We start from the raw sequence: 22,229 nt of genomic DNA, 5'->3' as shown, positions 1-22,229 counted from the left end.
CTTCCTCGATTTACGGGAAGCAGGTAAGGATGTAATTATGAACGAAGAATACATTGACAACGTAAAAGAGCTTATCGGAGAAAAAGATGCCGATAAAGTAAAAGAGCTTCTTATCGATCTGCACCCTGCTGATATAGCGGAGTTGTGTAACGAATTGAATCCGGAAGAAGCCCGCTTCGTCTATCGATTACTTGATAATGAAACTGCCGCGGACGTACTTGTAGAAATGGACGAGGATGTTCGTAAAGAGTTTCTTGACATCCTGCCATCAGAAACCATTGCCAAACGTTTCGTTGACTATATGGATACGGACGATGCCGTAGATTTGATGCGCGAACTGGATGAAGACAAGCAGGAAGAGGTACTTTCGCACATTGAAGACATCGAACAGGCAGGAGACATTGTCGACCTGCTGAAATATGACGAAAATACCGCCGGTGGTTTGATGGGTACGGAAATGGTGACCGTCAACGAAAACTGGAGTATGCCCGAATGCCTGAAAGAAATGCGTCAACAGGCAGAAGAACTTGATGACATCTATTATGTATACGTGATAGACGATGACGAACGTCTTCGCGGAATATTTCCACTGAAAAAGATGATTACGTCACCCTCTGTATCCAAAGTAAAACATGTGATGCAGAAAGACCCTATCTCGGTACACGTAGACACACCTATCGATGAAGTGGCACAAATTATCGAAAAGTATGACTTGGTTGCTATCCCGGTTCTCGACAGCATCGGCCGGTTAGTAGGACAGATTACCGTCGACGACGTCATGGACGAGGTTCGTGAACAATCGGAGCGCGACTACCAATTGGCATCCGGTCTCTCGCAGGATGTAGAAACGGACGACAATGTACTTCGTCAGACTACAGCCCGCTTGCCCTGGCTATTAATCGGTATGATTGGCGGCATAGGTAACTCTATGATATTAGGTAATTTTGATTCTACTTTCGCCGCACATCCCGAAATGGCTCTTTACATACCGTTAATTGGCGGTACAGGTGGAAATGTGGGAACCCAGTCATCGGCACTTGTCGTACAAGGCTTGGCAAACAGTTCTCTCGATGCTAAAAACACGTTCAAGCAAGTCAGCAAAGAAGCTGTAGTTGCATTGATTAATGCCACAATCATCTCTTTACTGGTATATACCTATAATTTCATTCGTTTCGGTGCAACGGCCACTGTTACTTATTCGGTATCCATCAGCCTGTTTTCAGTAGTGATGTTTGCCTCCATCTTCGGTACTCTGGTTCCAATGACACTGGAAAAGATGAAAATAGATCCTGCTATAGCTACAGGGCCGTTTATTGCCATTACAAATGACATCATTGGTATGATGATGTACATGGGAATTACGGTGTTATTATCGTAAAAAACAGCTATAATGAAAAAAAATAAAGGAAAATAGTATGAAGTAATCATTTTATTTCATTAATTTGTGACCTAATGGATTTAAGGACAAATCCTGTTTTCCTAAAAACGAATATACAATGATGGACTCTCATGACACTAACCAACCTTTGAAACAAGGGGAATTAGAAGAAGAAAAAAAAGCAGTTGAGGTTTCTGAAGAGATTACAGAAACTCCGGCTGAAGAAACGATTGCTGAAAAATCAACCGAATCAGGTTCAAGACTGAACACTAAAGAAGAAGTGCTGTCCCGATTAAAAGAAGTTGCCCAAGATGCTGAAAATGCAAGTAAACAGGAGCTGGATGGTTTAAAGCAGACTTTCTATAAAATTCATAATGCCGAACTCGAGGCTGCGAAAAAGTTATTCGTAGAAAATGGTGGTGCCGAAGATGAATTTATTGCACAGCCTAACGGTGTAGAAGAAGAATTCAAAAGTTTAATGGCAGCCATCAAAGAGAAGAGAAGTGCTTTGGCTGCTGAGATTGAAAAACAGAAAGAAGAGAATCTTCAGGTCAAGCTGTCGATTATCGAAGAATTAAAAGAACTGGTGGAATCACCCGATGACGCCAATAAATCCTACAATGAATTTAAAAAGCTACAGCAACAGTGGAATGAAGTAAAGCTGGTACCACAGGCTAAAGTAAACGAGTTGTGGAAGAATTATCAACTGTATGTTGAGAAGTTCTACGATATACTAAAACTGAATAATGAATTCAGGGAATATGATTTCAAGAAGAATCTGGAAATCAAGACACACCTTTGTGAAGCTGCAGAGAAACTGGCCGACGAACAAGATGTAGTCTCCGCTTTCCATCAATTACAGAAACTACATCAAGAGTTCCGCGATACCGGCCCGGTTGCCAAAGAATTGCGTGACGAAATATGGAACCGCTTCAAAGCTGCCTCTACTGCTGTCAATCGTCGTCATCAGCAACATTTCGAAGCATTAAAAGAGAGCGAACAGCATAATCTGGATCAGAAAACAGTTATTTGCGAAATAGTAGAAGCAATCGAATTCGATCAACTGAAAACATTTGCTGCATGGGAAACCAAGACGCAAGAAGTAATCGCCCTGCAAAACAAATGGAAAACAATCGGTTTCGCTCCACAGAAAATGAACGTGAAAATCTTTGAGCGTTTCCGTAAAGCTTGCGACGAGTTCTTCAAGAAAAAAGGAGAATTCTTCAAGTCTCTGAAAGAGGGTATGAATGCCAATCTGGAAAAGAAAAAAGCATTATGTGAAAAGGCAGAAGCTCTGAAAGATAGTACCGACTGGAAAGAAACAGCCGAAATCTTGACTAAACTACAAAAAGAATGGAAGACAATCGGCCCTGTTTCTAAAAAATATTCGGATGCAGTTTGGAAACGTTTTATCACTGCATGTGATTACTTCTTTGAACAAAAGGGCAAAGCCACCTCTTCCCAACGTTCTGTAGAACAAGAAAATCTGGAAAAGAAAAAAGCAATCATAGCCCAGTTAACCTCAATTGACGAAACAACAGATGCTGATGAAGCAAGCAAAGAAGTTCGTGAATTGATGAAAGAATGGAATAATATCGGGCATGTTCCTTTCAAAGAGAAAGATAAGCTTTATAAGCAATATCACGGTTTGATTGACCAGCTTTTCGACCGATTCAATATCAGTGCATCGAACAAGAAACTGAGTAATTTCAAATCTTCTATCGGTAATATTCAAAGTGGAGGTTCGCAATCTATTTATCGTGAACGCGAAAAATTGGTTCGTACGTACGAGAACATGAAAAACGAACTCCAGACCTATGAAAACAACTTGGGCTTCCTCACTACCTCTTCCAAAAAGGGAAACAGCCTTTTGACCGAAATTAACCGTAAGGTAGAAAAGCTCAAAGCTGATCTGGAATTGGTATTGCAGAAGATAAAGGTAATTGATGAATCAATCAAAGAAGAATAAAGGAAAATAATTTTTAGTTCTATGTAAAGCGAATCAGAAGGCATAAGCCCCTTTGATTCGCTTTTTTTATATACGAAAATTATAAATAGGAAAGAATACCAACAAAGAGAGCGAAGTTTTATATAAAAACTTCGCTCTCTTTGTTGGGCTATCTGGACTCGAACCAGAAATGACAGGACCAGAATCTGTAGTGTTACCATTACACCATAGCCCAATGTCGCTTAACGATTCACATCCTTTGTTTCTCGTTTGCGGTTGCAAAGGTACAAAGTTTTTTTTAATCACAAATACTTTTCGCTCTTTTTTTGCAAAAAAATATCTAATACGCCGGATTCCAAAGAGATGCATCCCTAAAAAAAAACAAAAAATGAAATAGATTTAGCATATAACCTTCCTTGATACAATAAATCAGCGTATATTTGTAAAAAATATCACGTTTATGACAGGAAAACAAAGAATGCCCCTTCCTTGTTATAAACAGAAACTAAACATTGATTATTTAATTTCAACCTATAAATGAACGAAACGAAAGTATTAATAGAAAAGATAACCGAAGGTATACAAGAAAAAAAAGGTAAAAACATTGTCATAGCAGATCTGACAAACATTGACGACACGATATGCCAATACTTTGTAATCTGTCAGGGGAACTCCCCCAGCCAGGTCATTGCCATCGTAGATTCCATAAAAGAATTTACCCGAAAAGGTGCCGGCACTAAACCCTCTGCCATCGATGGACAACGAAACGCAGAGTGGGTAGCTATGGACTTTTCTGACGTATTAGTACACGTATTCCTGCCGGAGGCCAGAAACTTTTATAATTTGGAGCACCTGTGGGCAGATGCCAAACTAATTACTATTCCCGACATTGATTAATCTATCAGTATGGACAATAACAGCAAGAAAACCAACAATAAAGTAAATATGCCCAAGTTCAATCTGAACTGGATGTATATGATTATCGCCCTGATGCTTTTAGGGCTGTATTTCGCTAACGGAAACAGTTCTGTTAACAAGAACATCTCTTATGATGAATTCCAACAATACGTACGTGACGGGTATGTCAGTAAAGTGATTGGCTATGATGACAACACAGTTGAAATTTATATTAAGCCACAGTACGTAGGAGCTGTATTCAAACAAGATTCTACACGTGTAGGCCGGAATCCGATGATTACCACCGAAGCTCCTTCACGCGAAAATCTGGATAACTTCCTGCAAAAGGAGAAAGAAGAAACACACTTCGACGGTTCTGTCAGCTATGATAAGAAGAAAGACTACTTCAGCGCAATACTTTGGAATGTGCTGCCTATTGTCTTTCTGATTGCCTTGTGGATATTCTTCATGCGCCGCATGGGCAGTGGTGCCAGTGGTGGAGCAGGTGGCGTATTCAATGTAGGAAAATCGAAAGCACAGCTCTTTGAGAAAGGTGGATCCATCAAAGTGACATTTAAAGATGTAGCCGGACTGGCAGAAGCCAAACAGGAAGTAGAAGAGATTGTCGAATTCCTGAAAGAACCCCAGAAATATACGGATTTGGGAGGTAAAATTCCTAAAGGCGCCTTGCTGGTAGGCCCTCCGGGAACAGGTAAAACATTGCTTGCAAAGGCTGTAGCCGGTGAAGCCAATGTACCTTTTTTCTCTTTGGCCGGTTCCGATTTCGTTGAAATGTTTGTCGGTGTAGGTGCATCCCGCGTACGCGACCTTTTCAAACAGGCTAAGGAAAAGGCTCCCTGTATTGTTTTCATCGATGAGATTGATGCCGTAGGACGTGCCCGCGGCAAGAATCCTGCGATGGGCGGCAATGACGAACGTGAGAACACGTTGAACCAGCTGCTAACTGAAATGGACGGTTTCGGCTCAAACAGCGGTGTTATTATTCTGGCAGCCACTAACCGTGTGGATGTACTCGATAAAGCATTACTCCGTGCCGGACGATTCGACCGGCAAATTCATGTAGATTTACCGGATCTCAACGAACGTAAGGAAGTATTTGGTGTGCATTTGCGCCCCATCAAGATAGACGATACAGTAGATGTAGATCTGCTTGCCCGCCAGACCCCCGGATTTTCGGGAGCTGATATTGCAAACGTATGCAACGAAGCAGCCCTGATAGCTGCGCGACATGGAAAGAAATTCGTAGGCAAACAGGATTTTCTGGATGCTGTAGACCGTATCATCGGTGGACTTGAAAAGAAAACCAAAATCACCACGGAAGCCGAACGCCGCTCTATTGCTTTGCATGAAGCCGGACACGCAAGCATCTCTTGGTTATTGGAATATGCCAACCCATTGATTAAGGTAACCATCGTTCCTCGTGGACGCGCATTGGGAGCTGCATGGTATCTGCCGGAAGAAAGGCAAATTACCACCAAAGAGCAAATGCTCGATGAGATGTGTGCCACTCTGGGCGGACGCGCAGCAGAAGATCTCTTCATTGGGCGCGTATCCAGTGGAGCTGCCAATGACCTTGAACGTGTGACCAAACAGGCTTATGGCATGATCGCCTACTTGGGAATGAGTGAAAAGTTGCCGAACTTATGCTATTATAATAATGATGAGTATTCGTTCCAACGTCCGTATAGCGAAAAGACTGCCGAACTGATTGACGAAGAGGTGAAAAGAATGGTTAACGAACAATATGAACGTGCCAAACAAATCCTCTCGGAACACAAAGAGCAGCACAACGAATTGGCGCAGCTACTGATCGATAAAGAAGTAATCTTTGCCGAAGACGTAGAACGAATCTTCGGTAAACGTCCTTGGGCTTCCCGTTCGGAAGAGATCATGGCAGCCAATAGCAAACAAGAAAATACCGCCCACCCTACGGATGGAGAAGATACCGATACTCCACAAGCAACAGAGTCTCAAGAAGACAATGCGCAACAAGAACCGGCGGCATCACAAAACTAAAAATGTAACAGCACCTTGAAAAACAACTTTTTACAACGCGCCATAACAGGAATATTATTTGTAGCCATCATAGTGGGTTGTATACTGTACGATCCACTGGCTTTCGGAACACTTTTCGTTATTGTCAGTGCTTTGACCATACGTGAGTTCGGCCATCTTGTCAATCAATCGGGAGAAGTAGCCATCAACCGGACCATCACCATGCTGGGAGGAGCTTATCTGTTCCTTGCTCTCATGGGATTCTGCATCGATGCTGCCGATTCCAAAATATTCATTCCTTATCTGGTATTGCTCATTTACCTGATGGTAAGCGAATTATACCTTAAGAAAAAGAATCCGGTACTCAACTGGGCTTATTCCATGTTGAGCCAGATGTATATCGCTCTCCCTTTTGCTTTGCTGAATGTACTCGCTTTCCAGAATGATCCGGAAACAACCAGCGTCTCTTATAATCCGATATTACCGCTTTCTATATTTGTATTTCTATGGCTGAATGATACGGGCGCCTACTGCTTCGGCTCTCTGTTTGGCAAGCATCGTTTATTCGAACGTATTTCTCCGAAGAAGTCATGGGAAGGTTCTATCGGCGGCGGTATCGTAGTCATTGCCGCTTCGTTTGCATTTGCCTATTTCTTTCCGGTCATGACTTGGGCTGAGTGGGCCGGGTTGGCACTGGTCGTTGTTATTTTCGGAACTTGGGGAGACTTAACGGAGTCACTTCTGAAACGTCAATTGCAAATTAAAGATTCTGGAAGCATTTTGCCGGGACACGGTGGTATGCTCGATCGCTTCGACAGTTCGCTTATGGCCATACCGGCAGGAGTTGTCTACTTATATGCACTGACCCTGTTCTAAAATCGATAAAAAAATAATAGCCGCAAATAAAAACGGGCTACAAACGTAAAGCATCCCGCAGAATATAGCGAAACTTCCGTTTGTAGCCCGTTATTTACAACTCACCCTTTTTACATTACCTGAACTTCGTTTGAAAGCTCTATATTCTTTGCACCCTCGGGTATCGGCTGTTCTTTTACATCAAAGACTACCTCAACTTCTCCGTTTTCAACAGAATTCAGTTTCACTTTAATGCCTTTCTTACCGGTCAGATCCAACGAATTCAAATTAAAAGATACCGCACCGTTTAAACAACGCTTAGTCACATCACCATACGTATTATAACGATATTCCAAATGGATATACCCGTCATCACCATCTTTAGCCATGTTTCGCGTATCGCGAACCAGACTGAAGCGATGTTTTTCTCTGGCCGGTAAGCACTGGCGAAAAATGATGTTCAGATATCCGCCTCCAATCCACATCATATCTTTATATACAAGAACAGGGTCATTGCCTATTTCCGCTTCATTGTCGGCAGTCAGGTCCTCTATTTGTTTGGTCAGGACGTCATAGTTACACTCTACTTTTACCCCATGATCGTATCCTTCATAATTATCATAAAGAGGATTGAAATAAGTAATCACACGCTGTCCGTCTATCGGCCTATAGCCCGGAACCGCGGTCGCAGCAGGCCAAAGACTTCCCCAATGGTCGGCATTCAGTGCATAAGTATCGCCACCGACTACCCGGACTGTAGCCCAGTCTCTTGCTATATCGCCCAATGAATAACCGTCACCGTCATCACACGACTGCAATGCCGGCAGTATCAACGTCAACATTGCCACCCAAAGTAGTTTAACTCTTTTCATATCTATTCTTAATTTATTCCTTATTACCCTATAAATAAAAAAACCGGGCATTTACTGCACCGGTTTCTGTCCTATTATTGAATAAAAAACTATTTTTTAAGCAATTTCACCATTTCGCGGGCGGCATGCCTCGGGGCTCCTGCCGGTCCAAGCAACCGTGCCATTTCTTCATAACCATCCAACATTTTCCGTCGATAGTCTTCTTGAAACAACAAACGTTTCAGCTCGTTCCGCATATTCTCCACCGTCATCGTATCAGCCACCAATTCCCTGACTACTTCCCGTCCGGCAATCAAGTTGACCAACGAGATAAACTTCACCTTCAAGATATGTTTCCGGAGGAAAGACACCAGCTTCCCTACGGGAGTATGGTAGCAAACCACTTGCGGTACGCGGAAAAGTGCCGTCTCAAGAGTGGCAGTTCCGGATGTCACCAAAGCGACATCCGCCTGTTGAAGCAAGCGGTAAGTCCGGCCAAAGATTACTTGCAGATTTGTCCCTTTTACGAATTCAGCATAGTATTCCGGAGAAATGCCGGGAGCGGCAGCCAGCACAAGCTGATAATCCGGAAAAGCCGAGGCTGCCTGGATCATATCGGGGAGATTATCCTTAATCTCCTGCTTCCGGCTTCCGGCAAGCAAAGCAATGATAGGCTTATCCGCTAACTCATTATCACTGATAAAATCGGCAAATGTTTCCGGATTTGCAGCCTTGAAAGCGGTAACTTCATCCACCGTCGGATTACCAACGTAATGAATCGGGTATTGATGCCCTTCAAAAAACTCAACCTCAAAAGGGAGAATGGAGAAAAGCTCATCTACATCTCTTCTTATATTTTTGATGCGATATTCTTTCCATGCCCAAATCTTGGGAGAAATATAGTAATAAACCGGAATCTTCGTTTTCGCATGCACAAACTTGGCAATATCGAGATTAAAGCCCGGATAATCCACCAAAATAACAACATCCGGCGACCATGCCACGATGTCCTCCTTACATCTCTTCATGTTGGCAAAGATGGTTCGCAGATGCAGCAATACAGGGATAAAGCCCATGTAAGCCAGCTCCTTATAATGCTTCACCATCGTTCCTCCTACAGCAGCCATCATATCACCGCCAAAGAAACGGAATTCAGCCCGCGGATCCTCCTCTTTCAGTGCAGCCATCAAGTGAGAAGCATGCAAATCGCCCGAGGCTTCGCCAACAATGAGATAGTATTTCATAATTCCCAGGATTTCAATTCGTCCATAAAATGATAAGCAGTCATATCCACTATCGTCGGTGTGATGGCTACATATCCGTTGGCCAACGCCCAATGATCGTTCTTCTCGTTCTCCGGTTCGTGATCGATAAACTCTCCGGTCAGCCAATAATAATTCGTATCGTCTCTCCGTGGACAGGCCTGCCACTCTCCGCTCCAGTGCCCTTTGGCCTGTTCGCAGATTTTCACTCCCTTCAGTTCCGGAGTATTGGGAAAATTCACATTGAGACAAGTCAGTGGCGGAAGTCCCTTCTCAAGAACCATTGCCGCTATTTTCCGCACATAAGGTCCTGCAGCATCAAAATCAGCTCCGGGGGCATGGTCACAAATAGAAAACCCGATAGAAGGAATTCCGTTAAGGCAACCTTCGATTACAACCCCCATCGTGCCGGAGTAGTGTATATTGGTAGCAGAATTGTCACCATGATTAATCCCACCGACAACCAGATCGGGTTCACGGTCAAGTATCTGATTTCGTGCCAGTTTTATACAATCGGCCGGCGTACCGGAACACTTATAAACAGTCAACCCCACATCTTTTTTCAATAACTGATAATGCACCGGCTGTGTCACCGTCAGTGCACATCCACTGCCAGAACGGGGAGCGTCAGGAGCCATTACTACGATTTCGCCCAGCGGACGAAGAAATTTAATCAGTTCACTAATACCTTTTGCCATAATACCGTCGTCATTGGAAACGAGGATCAAAGGCCTTTTATTTTCCATACAATCTTACCTTATCTATTATTTTATGTTTTCGAAATGCACAAAAGTAGCAAAAAGAACTTGTATCGACAACAGAACCAAATAGGAAAGCGAAGGTCTATTAATATTGTATTCACAGCAGATAAGAAACAAGAGTGGAAAACATCCGGATGTTATCGTGAAGAACATCCGGATGTTATTAGATATAACATGGGGATCTTGTCATCAAAAACATGGGGATGTTTTATCAGCTAACTCTTAATGGAAGTCTTGAAACCATCTGATGGTTAGCCATGCAGACTACCCGTTTACAAATCTTAATCTTCTGCAAGTGAGTAAAAAAAGGAATTGATATTCAATTTTAATACGTATATTTGCGAGCTAAAAAGAGAAAAAATGCCCGTATCTCGCCTGGCAGTTATTAACAAAACAGGTGACTTATCAACAGATTAAGCAAAGTTTCTATTTTTTAGTAGGCGCTCTGAGGATTTATCACTTATTTCGCTGCCAATAAATTTAGATAATATGGGAAAAATAATTGCTTTGGCCAATCAAAAAGGTGGTGTAGGAAAAACAACGACTACGATTAACCTCGCAGCTTCGCTGGCTACGCTTGAAAAGAAAGTACTGGTTGTTGATGCAGACCCACAGGCAAATGCCTCTTCCGGATTGGGAGTCGACATCAAGCAATCCGAATGTACTATCTACGAATGCATTATCGACAGAGCCAACGTACAGGACGCTATTCATGACACTGAAATTGATTCGCTGAAAGTCATTTCATCGCACATCAATCTGGTAGGCGCCGAAATTGAAATGCTAAATCTCAAAAACCGCGAAAAGATACTGAAAGAAGTGCTGACTCCGCTAAAGGAAGAGTATGATTATATTTTGATAGACTGTTCTCCTTCGCTGGGATTGATCACAATCAACGCCCTGACGGCAGCAGACTCGGTGATTATCCCCGTACAGGCAGAATACTTTGCCCTCGAGGGAATCAGCAAACTGCTGAATACCATCAAGATTATCAAATCAAAACTGAACCCGGCACTCGAAATAGAAGGCTTTCTGCTGACGATGTACGACTCACGCCTGCGCCAAGCCAACCAGATCTATGACGAAGTGAAACGCCACTTTCAGGAACTGGTGTTCAAAACCGTCATCCAGCGCAACGTGAAGCTCAGTGAAGCACCCAGTTACGGACTGCCCACCATCTTATATGATGCAGAATCTACCGGAGCAAAAAATCACCTGGCACTGGCTAAGGAACTAATAAGCAGAAATAGTAAATAAACGAAGATATGGCAACACAAAGAAGAAATGCATTAGGCCGCGGGCTCGACGCCCTGCTCTCCATGGAGGAGGTGAAAACCGAAGGTTCTTCGTCTATTAACGAAATAGAACTGTCGAAAATCTCCGTCAACCCCAACCAGCCGCGTCGCGAATTTGATGAAACGGCACTGGAAGAGTTGGCCGATTCGATCAGGGAAATAGGAATTATCCAACCCATCACCCTGCGCAAAGTCTCGGACGACGAGTACCAGATCATTGCCGGGGAACGTCGCTACCGCGCTTCACAGAAAGCCGGACTGGACACGATTCCTGCATACATCCGCACAGCCGATGATGAAAACGTGATGGAGATGGCGCTGATAGAAAATATACAGCGCGAGGATCTTAATTCGGTAGAAATCGCACTGGCTTACCAACACTTGATAGAGCAATATGACCTGACACAGGAGCGGTTAAGTGAACGTGTCGGCAAGAAACGCACAACCATTGCCAACTATCTGCGTCTGCTCAAATTGCCTGCACCGATACAAATGGCACTGCAGAACAAACAGATAGACATGGGACATGCCCGGGCATTGATCACACTGGGCGACCCGAAACTACAAGTTAAAATTTTCGAAGAAATTCTGGAACACGGATACTCTGTCCGCAAAGTAGAAGAAATAGTAAAATCACTGAGCGAAGGAGAAGCCGTGAAGAGCGGAACCAAAAAGATTACCCCGAAGCGGGCCAAACTGCCCGAGGAATTCAACATGCTGAAACAACATCTATCGGGATTCTTTAACACCAAGGTACAACTGACTTGCTCTGAAAAGGGCAAAGGGAAGATCAGTATTCCTTTTAGTAATGAAGAGGAACTGGAACGTATCATGGAAATCTTCGACTCACTGAAGAAATAAATGACGAAAAAAAGTAAAACATATCAGCTATACATTGCCCTGCTTCTCTGTTTCTTTCAGGTAGCAGGGATTGATGTGTATGCACAGGAGCCTGTAAAAACAGTCCAGGATTCCATCTCTCCGGTCCGCGAGGCTCCTAAAGCACGGGCACGCCGCCATCGTGAACCGGTAGTTTCTTCGCCGGTCGCCGACAGTGTAAAAGTGGATAAAGCGGTTATCCTCCCGCCGATAGACAGTTTGGAAAACCGGAAACCCGCCATTGTTACGGCAGACAGCCTCGAGGAAGTCAACCGGCAGAACCTGGAAAAGATAGAAACACCTGTCATTCCGTCAGTCGTAAAGACAGATAGCCTGCCGCCTCCCATCATGCCTAAAAAAATGTTCGTACCTAACCCGACGAAAGCAACCTGGTATGCCATCGTGTTTCCGGGTGGCGGACAGATATATAACCGCAAATACTGGAAACTACCTATTATATATGGTGGATTCGCCGGATGCGCCTACGCATTAAGCTGGAACGGGAAAATGTATAAGGACTATGCTCAGGCTTATATGGACATTATGGACAATAATCCAAATACGAACAGCTATCAGGATTTACTTCCGCCAAATCACAATTACACCGATACCCAGCTGAAAGATATACTCCGCAAACGGAAAGATACGTATCGCCGCTATCGTGACCTCAGTATATTCGCTGTCATCGGCGTATATCTGATTTCCGTTATCGACGCCTATGTAGACGCGGAGTTATCCAATTTCGACATATCACCCGACCTAAGCATGAGGGTGGAACCTACTATTATAAATAATAACCCGTTACAACCCGGCAGTAAGTCGGTAGGCGTGCAATGCAGCCTCAGATTTTAACCCATGAAGATTGAACAAATAAGAATGAAGAAATTAGCAAACTATTGCCCCCTGATTTTATTGTTTTTGTTTGCCACCCCAAAGGTAAACGCACAGAGTGTAGACGTAGTGATTCGCGACAACGGCAAAGAACGCCAGGAAAGCATCGAGCTTCCGAAAAGTATGACTTATCCCCTCGATAGTCTGCTCAACGACTGGAAAGCCAAAAACTACATTGACTTAGGAAAAGATTGCAGTACGGCGGAAATCAATCCGTTGTTCAGTGACTCCGTATATATCGACCGCTTATCGCGCATGCCGACCGTAATGGAGATGCCATACAACGAAATCGTACGTAAGTTCATCGATATGTATGCCGGCCGCCTGCGAAATCAGGTATCTTTTATGCTGAGTGCCTGCAACTTCTACATGCCTATCTTCGAAGAAGCTCTCGATGCGTATAATCTGCCATTGGAGCTGAAGTATTTACCTATCATCGAATCGGCTCTGAACCCGTCGGCAGTATCACGCGCAGGTGCAGGAGGTTTGTGGCAGTTCATGATAGGAACCGGCAAAATGTACGGGCTGGAATCGAACAGCCTGGTGGACGACCGTCGTGACCCGATAAAGGCAACTTGGGCAGCAGCACGCTACCTGAAAGATCTATATGATATTTATCATGACTGGAATCTTGTGATCGCAGCATACAATTGCGGACCGGGCACCATCAACAAAGCCATCCGCCGTGCAGGAGGAGAAACCGACTATTGGAGCATCTATAACTACTTGCCCAAAGAAACAAGAGGATATGTACCGGCATTTATAGCAGCCAACTATGTAATGACCTATTACTGCGATCATAATATCTGTCCGATGGAAACCGATATTCCGGAAAGCACCGATACGATTCAGGTAAACAAAAACCTTCACTTCCAACAGATTGCCGACTTGTGCAATGTTCCGATGGATCAAATCAGAAGTCTCAATCCACAATACAAAAAAGAGATAATTCCGGGTGAAAGCAAATCTTATACTTTGCGCCTTCCACAAAACGCCGTAAGTTCGTTCATCGATCGCCAGGACACTATTTACGCCCACCGTGCCGACGAATTATTCAAAAACCGGCGTACAGTAGCCATTAAAAATGACAGTCCTGCTTCCAGAAGGAAAGGTAGCTCTGCCAAAGCAGGCAATGGTACACCCACATATTATAAAATCAAAAATGGAGACACCTTGGGAGCTATTGCAGCAAAATATGGTGTACGCGTAAAAGATCTTCAAAGTTGGAACGGACTGCGGGGAACTAACATTTCCGCAGGAAAACGTTTGAAAATATACAAATAAATCCCCTTTCGCTTGCCTGATGTTTAAATTTGATTATTTTTGCAGAAAAGGAACGAAAGGACTAAATTATGGACACTGAGAACCAGAAAGAAATAGCTGAAGAGCAAATGATTGAACAAGCTTTTCAAGAATTGCTGAACGATTATCTTGCTACCAAGCACCGTAAACGTATTGAGATTATAACCAAGGCCTTTAATTTTGCCAATCAGGCACATAAAGGCATCAAACGACGCTCCGGGGAGCCTTATATCATGCACCCCATTGCCGTCGCAAAAATCGTATGCAACGAAATCGGGCTTGGTTCGACTTCCATTTGTGCAGCCCTTTTGCACGATGTCGTAGAAGATACCGACTATACGGTAGAAGATATCGAAAACATTTTCGGAGCTAAAATCGCACAAATTGTCGACGGGCTAACTAAAATTTCCGGAGGTATCTTTGGTGACCGCGCTTCGGCACAGGCAGAGAACTTTAAAAAGCTCCTGCTCACGATGTCCGATGACATCCGGGTGATCTTAATCAAAATAGCCGATCGTCTGCACAACATGCGTACCCTCGGCTCTATGTTACCCAACAAACAGTATAAGATCGCAGGCGAAACATTGTATATTTATGCACCTCTTGCCAACCGCCTGGGACTGTATAAGATCAAAACAGAGCTGGAAAACCTCAGTTTCAAATATGAACATCCTGAAGAATATCAGGAAATTGAAGAAAAGCTGAACGCAACAGCGGCCGAACGTGACAAGGTATTTAATGAATTCACCGCCCCGATACGAGAGCAACTGGATAAGATGGGGCTAAAATACCGTATCCTGGCACGCGTGAAATCAATCTACTCCATCTGGAACAAAATGCAAACCAAGCATGTTCCCTTTGAAGAAATTTATGATCTGCTGGCTGTACGAATTATCTTCGAACCACGCAATATGGAGGAGGAACTGAATGATTGTTTTGACATCTATGTCTCAATCTCTAAAATCTATAAGCCCCACCCCGACCGCCTGCGCGACTGGGTGAGCCACCCGAAAGCCAATGGATACCAGGCACTGCATGTCACCTTGATGGGAAACAACGGACAATGGATCGAGGTCCAGATACGTAGCGAACGGATGAACGATGTGGCCGAACAAGGATTTGCCGCCCACTGGAAATATAAAGAAGGAGGAGGCAGCGAAGATGAAGGTGAATTGGAAAAGTGGCTGCGTACCATTAAAGAAATACTCGACGATCCGCAACCGGACGCCATCGACTTCCTCGATACAATCAAATTGAATTTATTTGCTTCGGAGATTTTTGTCTTCACTCCGAAAGGAGAGCTTAAAACCATGCCACAGAACTCTACTGCGCTGGATTTTGCATTCTCCCTGCACACAGATATAGGAAGCCATTGCATCGGCGCCAAAGTCAATCATAAACTGGTGCCCCTAAGCCATAAATTACAAAGTGGAGATCAGGTAGAGATACTGACATCCAAGTCGCAACGTGTACAGCCACAATGGGAAGTATTTGCCACTACTGCAAGGGCAAGGGCAAAGATTGCAGCTATTCTGCGTAAAGAACGAAAAACCTTCCAGAAAGAAGGAGAAGAATTGTTGAACGAATTCTTTAAGAAAGAGGAGATCCGTCCGGAAGCAGCTGTCATCGAGAAGTTATGCAAACTGCATAACATGAAAAACGAGGAGGAGTTTCTTGTAGCCATCGGCAACAAAACCATCGTATTGGGAGACGCCGACAAGAATGAACTGAAGGAGAAGCAAAGCAGTAACTGGATGAAGTATCTGACTTTCTCTTTTGGCAACAACAATAAAGACAAACAGCAGGAAGAAAAAGAACCGCAAGAAAAAGAGAAGATTAATACCAAACAGATTCTTAAACTGACGGAAGATGCCCTGCAAAAGAAATATATCATGGCCGAATGTTGTCATCCCATCCCCGGTGACGACGTACTGGGATATATGGATGAAAACGACCGCATCATCATCCATAAACGCCAATGTCCGGTAGCGGCTAAGTTAAAAAGCAGTTATGGCAACCGTATCATTGCCACAGAATGGGATACACACAAGAAACTTTCTTTCCTGGTATATATTTATGTAAAAGGCATAGATAATGTAGGATTACTGAACGAAATCACGCAGGTCATTTCACGCCAACTGAACGTTAATATCCGAAAGCTGGACATGGAGACCAATGACGGCATTTTTGAAGGAAAAGTACAGTTATACGTGCACGATGTGGAAGACGTAAAAGCCATTTGCAACAATTTGCGCAAGATTCCAAATATAAAGTCAGTGACACGCGTAGAAAACTAATGAACCATCAACGATGAACGATAACAGGAGTACCAACCTGCGTTCATCGTTCCTCTCCGTTCGTCGTTGAAAATCTATCAAGGGCATTCCTCATTCCAAGCAGTTCTTCTCTAATCTGCTTAAGACGATTGATAATCTCAAAGTTCCGGATTGTTGCCTCTCTATTATCTTTCAATTTTTGGCGGGCTCCGGGCAAAGTCATCCCCCGTTCCTTCACCAAGTGATAAATCAGACGGATGGTTTCTACATCCTCTTTCCGGTATTGGCGTACCCCACGGCTACCCTTTTTAGGGGCAATTTGCGGAAACTCCTTCTCCCAAAAACGAAGCAACGACTCATTGACATCGAACATCTGGGCAACTTCACTGATAGAGTAATATAATTTCAGATCCCTTTCTGTATTTTGCATAATTCTCTTTTTGTTTAGTCAAACACTTTACCGTGGTTGGCAGCTATCTGAATCATACGTTCATAATCTTCCGCACTTAAATCCATGAAGTAATAATTAACCGGATTCACCACTTGCCCCTTGACATGCACTTCGTAATGCAAATGCGGTCCGGTGCTCTTTCCGGTGCTTCCCACTCCGGCAATCACCTCACCGCGTACCACTTTTTTACCCAGTTTAGTACGAAACTCCTGCAAATGAGCATAACGGGTACGATACCCGAAGCCATGATCAATCTCAACAGTATTGCCATAACCGGTCTCCCACCCCATTTTCACCACTGTCCCGTCACCAGTGGCATACACATCCGTCCCGGGATGAGCAGAAAAGTCCATTCCGGCATGAAACTTCGTCGTTCCGTAAATAGGGTCGATACGTGTACCATAACCGGAAGCTGTCTTCCGAAGATCTTTATTAGATATCGGCTGGATGGCAGGAATACACTTTAACATCTGGTCATGATTTTTACACATCGCCACCACGTCGTCAAACGACTTGGATTGTATATAAAGTTGCTTACTCAGCACATCCATCTTCTGAGTCGTATTAACCACCAGTTTTGAGTTGGCCATATCCATCAGTTCTTCATAACGGTTCGTACCGCCATAGCCCGCCTGACGAATGGCCGGTGAAACGGGATCGGCCATAAAAATGACCCTGTAAAGGTTATCATCACGTTGCTGAATGTCCTGAAGCACTCCCATTGCTTCGTCAAGACGACGAGAAAGAACATTATATTGCGCCAAAAGTTGGCTATTCTCTTTCCGCAACTCCTTCTCTGAAGGAGAGCCGAAAATCAGTAACAATATAATGAAACTGCCGGCCCCCAGCCCCATCCCGATAAAAAGACGGCGGAGAATGCTCAATGCCCGTTGTCGGACAGTCGGATAAATCCGGTCATAAGTCTGCGTTTGCGGATTATAGATATAGTAAACTTTGCGCATCTTATAAATATTTCGCTTGTTAATACGGCAAAAATAATAAAAACAAGCTATCTTTGCACTGCTTTTTTCAGAATATTAACCTCAACAATAGATATATAGAAGTATGTTGACTGCAAAAGAAACCAGAGATTCGTTTAAGAATTTCTTCGAGTCAAAAGGACATCAGATTGTTCCTTCGGCTCCGATGGTGATTAAAGATGACCCTACCCTGATGTTTACCAATGCAGGGATGAACCAGTTTAAAGATATTATTTTGGGTAACCACCCGGCGAAATACCACAGAGTCGCGGACTCGCAAAAATGTCTTCGCGTAAGCGGAAAGCACAATGACCTTGAAGAAGTGGGACACGATACGTATCATCACACCATGTTCGAAATGCTGGGTAACTGGTCATTCGGCGATTATTTCAAGAAAGAAGCCATCAGCTGGGCATGGGAATATCTGGTAGATGTATTGAAGCTGAACCCGGAACACCTGTATGCCACGGTGTTCGAAGGAAGCCCCGAAGAAGGGCTGGAACGTGATAACGAAGCAGCTTCCATCTGGGAACAATTCCTTCCCAAAGACCATATCATCAACGGCAACAAGCATGATAACTTTTGGGAAATGGGTGATACAGGTCCCTGCGGTCCTTGCTCGGAGATCCACATCGACCTCCGCCCGGCTGAAGAGCGTGCTAAGATTTCAGGACGCGATTTGGTGAACCATGATCATCCCCAGGTAATAGAAATCTGGAACCTCGTATTCATGCAATACAACCGCAAGGCCGACAGCAGCCTCGAACCGCTACCGGCAAAAGTTATCGATACCGGTATGGGATTCGAACGTCTTTGCATGGCTTTGCAAGGTAAAACATCCAATTACGACACTGACGTATTCCAGCCACTGATCAAATCAATCGCTCAAATGGCGGGAACAGAATATGGCAAGAATGAACAGAACGACATCGCTATGCGTGTGATTGCCGACCATATCCGTACTATCGCTTTCTCAATCACCGACGGACAATTGCCGTCGAATGCCAAAGCCGGTTATGTGATTCGTCGTATCCTCCGCCGTGCCGTTCGCTACGGATATACATTCCTTGGACAGAAACAAGCGTTTATGTACAAATTGCTTCCGGTTCTGATTGACAGCATGGGTGATGCTTATCCGGAACTGATTGCTCAAAAAGAGTTGATCGAAAAGGTTATCAAAGAAGAAGAAGAATCATTCCTACGCACTTTGGAAACCGGTATCCGCTTGCTCGACAAAACCATGGCGGACACAAAAGCCACCGGAAAAACAGAAATCAGTGGCAAAGACGCCTTTACGCTGTATGATACGTTTGGTTTCCCGCTCGATCTGACAGAACTGATTCTGCGTGAAAACGGCATGACAGTAAACACAGTGGAATTCGACGCCGAAATGCAACAGCAAAAACAACGTGCACGCAACGCCGCTGCCATTGAAACAGGCGACTGGATTATTTTGAAAGAAGGCACAACAGAATTCGTAGGGTATGACTATACAGAATATGAAACCTCTATTCTGCGTTATCGCCAGGTGAAACAGAAAAATCAGACTCTGTACCAAATCGTATTAGATTATACCCCGTTCTATGCAGAAAGCGGTGGTCAGGTAGGTGACACCGGTGTATTGGTAAGTGAGTTCGAAACTATTGAAGTGATCGACACTAAAAAAGAAAACAATCTCCCGATACACATAACAAAAAAACTTCCCGAACATCCGGAGGCTCCGATGATGGCTTGTGTAAACACCGACAAACGTGCAGCTTGTGCAGCCAATCACTCTGCCACTCACTTACTGGACGAAGCACTCCGTGAAGTATTGGGAGAGCATGTTGAACAGAAAGGCTCCTTGGTAACTCCGGATTCTCTGCGCTTCGACTTCTCTCACTTCCAGAAAGTAACGGACGAAGAACTCCGCAAAGTGGAGCATCTGGTAAACGCTAAGATACGTGCCAATGTTCCATTGCAGGAACATCGCAACATCCCTATCGAAGAAGCTAAAGAACTGGGGGCAATCGCCCTGTTCGGTGAGAAGTATGGCGACCACGTACGTGTTATCCAGTTCGGCTCATCCATTGAATTCTGTGGAGGTACTCACGTTGCTGCTACCGGAAACATCGGTATGGTAAAAATTATCTCTGAGAGTTCAGTAGCCGCCGGCGTACGCCGTATCGAAGCATATACCGGAGCCCGCGTAGAAGAAATGCTGGATACGATCCAGGATACTTTGAACGATTTGAAAGCTCTTTTCAACAATGCTCCCGACCTTGGCGTAGCCATTCGTAAGTATATCGATGAAAACGCAGGGCTGAAAAAACAGGTGGAAGACTTTATGAAAGAGAAAGAAGCCGCCGTCAAAGAACGCCTGCTGAAGAATGTACAAGAGATTAACGGCATTAAAGTCATTAAGTTCTGCCTGCCGATGCCCGCGGAAGTAGTGAAAAACATCGCTTTCCAACTCCGTGGCGAAATTACAGAGAACCTGTTCTTTGTAGCCGGAACAGTTGATGCCAACAAGCCAATGCTGACGGTCATGATCAGCGATAATCTGGTTGCAGGCGGATTGAAAGCAGGTAATCTGGTAAAAGAAGCTGCCAAACTGATTCAAGGTGGCGGTGGCGGTCAACCTCACTTTGCGACAGCCGGCGGTAAGAATCCGGACGGACTGAACGCTGCTGTTGAAAAGGTACTGGAACTGGCAGGTATCTAAAAGTCCCGACTCTCCACGAGAAGGGAACCACGCTGTCCGAAAGTTGCCATATAAAGCTGGAAGTCAGATCAAACATCATAGTCTCCCGAGTAAAGAGCCCGGTATTGTGCCGGGCTCTTTCTATTTCATTCCCCCTTCATCGGACGCAAATATCATAAACTCACTTTATCCAATGGCAAAGCATTATTTACCTACTTCATAAGTATATATCTTATATGGCTCCTGTGTATTCAATGCATACAACCGACCGTCGGGAGAGACAGTAAAATTATCATAGATTTTATCAAATAAAAATCTCTTTTTCAGCTTTCCCTCCCAATCCCATACTTGTAATTCCGGTATTGCTCCTTCACTATATATTACTTTCTCAGTAACTCCTTGATAAAAAAGAACGTAAATTGCATCATCAGTAGCCACAGTCTTGCGCCAATAAGGATACACACTTTGTTCCCTGAACTTTTCATACGTATTATGTCTGTCCGGAATATCCTGCAACCTGATTTCCTGCAACAGCTCTCCCTTTATACTATACTTCCGTATAAGATTATGATACAAATAAAAATCCAATATAACCTTCTTTCCCATTTTTCCCGCTGTAAACTTATAATCGAATTTTGCTTGCTCCATCTTCTCTAAATCCGTAGAAGGATAATCTCCAAAAGGGGTAAATTCCCCTTTAGAATATATGAAATGCTCTTTACCCGAAGCTCCATCCGTTTTACCGCTCATGATATAATGCCCATGATCCAATCGAACCAGCTGATTTATTGCATCCGAAACGGCTATCGGAATATTATTTAGTATACAAATGCCCCTGTTTTCAATCTTGATTTCTCGTTCTATATCAGAATCTAAGATAAAGAAACTGGAATCGGAGCTTGTAAAGTAATCAGCGCGGGGACGAATCAGCTCATTGGGGCCTCCGCCTATATACCCCGATGAAAACTCATACTTCAAGCTGTCTGACGTCCAGAAAGAAAGTGTCGGATTGTTTTTTACCTCAACCAATATCAAGTGATGATCAAAATAAAAAAGTCCGCGCGGATATAAGATATTGGTAGAATCTAAGTCAAATTCACAAAAAGAACAGAGTCCCAACTCCGCATCATTCAAACTTATTTCCTTAAAATGGGGAGAGGAGCAACCTGAACATAATATCATTGGCAATATACATGCCCAAAAACAAATATATTTCATACAATTTCTTTTTGATGTAAAGCGGTTTTTAATGTAAATCACTTTTTTCCTGAAATTAGTTTTTCATAGTCCTGTTACTATGGTTGCAATAATAGCAAGAATAACCCGGAAAAGCAAGAATTACCTTTTTTATTCTACTCCCACTACACGGCTCTTTCACAGGGCGGACGCTCAATAAGTATAACATCTTATTAGGGTTGTATTATTTCCTAAATATGTAGTCCCTTCCCTGTATTTTTCAATATTTCCTGCTCCTTTTGTCTGTGTGTAATATAATTCATTACAT

At 43.7% G+C, this 22,229-nt stretch carries 17 protein-coding genes and 1 tRNA gene; 11 read left to right on the top strand and 7 right to left on the bottom strand.

Features of this window, described 5'->3' with window-relative positions; genetic code table 11:
- Positions 1-37 precede the first annotated feature (37 nt).
- Positions 38-1,378 carry a magnesium transporter gene (mgtE, locus tag ISX59_RS12255; protein ID WP_005775486.1) on the top strand — a complete coding sequence of 447 codons (1,341 nt, stop codon included), beginning with the start codon at positions 38-40 and terminating at the stop codon, positions 1,376-1,378.
- A 118-nt stretch (positions 1,379-1,496) separates the two neighbouring features.
- Complete coding sequence (locus ISX59_RS12250; RefSeq protein ID WP_032539576.1) at positions 1,497-3,347, top strand: DUF349 domain-containing protein; 1,851 nt, start codon at positions 1,497-1,499, stop codon at positions 3,345-3,347.
- Positions 3,348-3,490: 143 nt separating this feature from the next.
- Here ISX59_RS12250 and ISX59_RS12245 read toward each other — a convergent pair.
- Positions 3,491-3,561, bottom strand: a tRNA-Gln gene (locus tag ISX59_RS12245).
- Positions 3,562-3,863: 302 nt separating this feature from the next.
- On the opposite strand from ISX59_RS12245, the gene rsfS reads away from it, so the two are divergent.
- From rsfS to ISX59_RS12230, 3 genes are read left to right on the top strand one after another with little or no spacing between them, the layout of a single operon-like run.
- Positions 3,864-4,223: a ribosome silencing factor gene (gene rsfS, locus ISX59_RS12240; RefSeq protein ID WP_220575939.1), complete on the top strand. Its 360-nt coding sequence runs from the start codon at positions 3,864-3,866 to the stop codon at positions 4,221-4,223.
- A gap of 48 nt (positions 4,224-4,271) precedes the next feature.
- The gene (ftsH, locus tag ISX59_RS12235; protein ID WP_005810427.1) at positions 4,272-6,260 is read left to right on the top strand and encodes an ATP-dependent zinc metalloprotease FtsH; all 1,989 of its coding nucleotides are present in this window, start codon (positions 4,272-4,274) and stop codon (positions 6,258-6,260) included.
- Between the two features lie 15 nt (positions 6,261-6,275).
- Complete coding sequence (locus ISX59_RS12230) at positions 6,276-7,115, top strand: phosphatidate cytidylyltransferase (RefSeq protein ID WP_044302108.1); 840 nt, start codon at positions 6,276-6,278, stop codon at positions 7,113-7,115.
- A gap of 110 nt (positions 7,116-7,225) precedes the next feature.
- On the opposite strand, the gene ISX59_RS12225 is transcribed toward ISX59_RS12230, so the two are convergent.
- The 3 genes from ISX59_RS12225 to surE form a co-directional block, all read right to left on the bottom strand.
- Entirely contained in the window at positions 7,226-7,966 is a 741-nt protein-coding gene (locus tag ISX59_RS12225; protein WP_044302110.1) for a NigD-like protein, read from the bottom strand.
- Positions 7,967-8,055: 89 nt separating this feature from the next.
- Complete coding sequence (lpxB, locus tag ISX59_RS12220; protein ID WP_220575938.1) at positions 8,056-9,189, bottom strand: lipid-A-disaccharide synthase; 1,134 nt, start codon at positions 9,187-9,189, stop codon at positions 8,056-8,058.
- Positions 9,186-9,953, bottom strand: coding sequence for a 5'/3'-nucleotidase SurE (surE, locus tag ISX59_RS12215; RefSeq protein ID WP_220575937.1), 768 nt, complete (start codon positions 9,951-9,953; stop codon positions 9,186-9,188). Before surE ends, lpxB begins: the two co-directional genes overlap by 4 nt.
- A gap of 504 nt (positions 9,954-10,457) precedes the next feature.
- Here surE and ISX59_RS12210 point away from each other — a divergent pair.
- From ISX59_RS12210 to ISX59_RS12190, 5 genes are all read left to right on the top strand, one after another.
- On the top strand, positions 10,458-11,225 hold the full coding sequence (locus tag ISX59_RS12210) for a ParA family protein (RefSeq protein WP_005784850.1): 768 nt from the start codon (positions 10,458-10,460) through the stop codon (positions 11,223-11,225).
- 8 nt (positions 11,226-11,233) lie between these two features.
- Positions 11,234-12,124 carry a ParB/RepB/Spo0J family partition protein gene (locus ISX59_RS12205; protein ID WP_005775476.1) on the top strand — a complete coding sequence of 297 codons (891 nt, stop codon included), beginning with the start codon at positions 11,234-11,236 and terminating at the stop codon, positions 12,122-12,124.
- Positions 12,125-12,994 carry a DUF5683 domain-containing protein gene (locus ISX59_RS12200; protein ID WP_032537221.1) on the top strand — a complete coding sequence of 290 codons (870 nt, stop codon included), beginning with the start codon at positions 12,125-12,127 and terminating at the stop codon, positions 12,992-12,994.
- Between the two features lie 24 nt (positions 12,995-13,018).
- Positions 13,019-14,317 (top strand): lytic transglycosylase domain-containing protein, encoded by a 1,299-nt coding sequence (locus ISX59_RS12195; RefSeq protein WP_032537329.1) that lies wholly within the window; start codon positions 13,019-13,021, stop codon positions 14,315-14,317.
- Between the two features lie 68 nt (positions 14,318-14,385).
- Complete coding sequence (locus ISX59_RS12190) at positions 14,386-16,632, top strand: bifunctional (p)ppGpp synthetase/guanosine-3',5'-bis(diphosphate) 3'-pyrophosphohydrolase (RefSeq protein WP_032539580.1); 2,247 nt, start codon at positions 14,386-14,388, stop codon at positions 16,630-16,632.
- A gap of 43 nt (positions 16,633-16,675) precedes the next feature.
- Here the strand turns inward: ISX59_RS12190 and ISX59_RS12185 are convergent, their stop codons facing one another.
- Positions 16,676-17,041, bottom strand: a complete 366-nt coding sequence (locus tag ISX59_RS12185) for a MerR family transcriptional regulator (RefSeq protein WP_005775470.1) — start codon at positions 17,039-17,041, stop codon at positions 16,676-16,678.
- 14 nt (positions 17,042-17,055) lie between these two features.
- Positions 17,056-18,024 (bottom strand): M23 family metallopeptidase, encoded by a 969-nt coding sequence (locus ISX59_RS12180; protein WP_005775469.1) that lies wholly within the window; start codon positions 18,022-18,024, stop codon positions 17,056-17,058.
- Between the two features lie 103 nt (positions 18,025-18,127).
- Between ISX59_RS12180 and alaS the strand changes: the two genes are divergently transcribed.
- Entirely contained in the window at positions 18,128-20,746 is a 2,619-nt protein-coding gene (gene alaS / locus ISX59_RS12175; RefSeq protein ID WP_005775468.1) for an alanine--tRNA ligase, read from the top strand.
- A 183-nt stretch (positions 20,747-20,929) separates the two neighbouring features.
- Here alaS and ISX59_RS12170 read toward each other — a convergent pair whose 3' ends face one another.
- A complete protein-coding gene (locus ISX59_RS12170) occupies positions 20,930-21,943 on the bottom strand; it encodes a BF3164 family lipoprotein (protein ID WP_220575936.1) in 1,014 nt (337 codons plus the stop codon).
- Positions 21,944-22,229 lie beyond the last annotated feature (286 nt).

It is taken from the genome of Bacteroides sp. FSHCM14E1, assembly GCF_019633785.1.
GTDB classification, from domain to species: Bacteria; Bacteroidota; Bacteroidia; order Bacteroidales; family Bacteroidaceae; genus Bacteroides; species Bacteroides hominis.
This window is presented reverse-complemented; position numbering and strand designations above follow the sequence as displayed.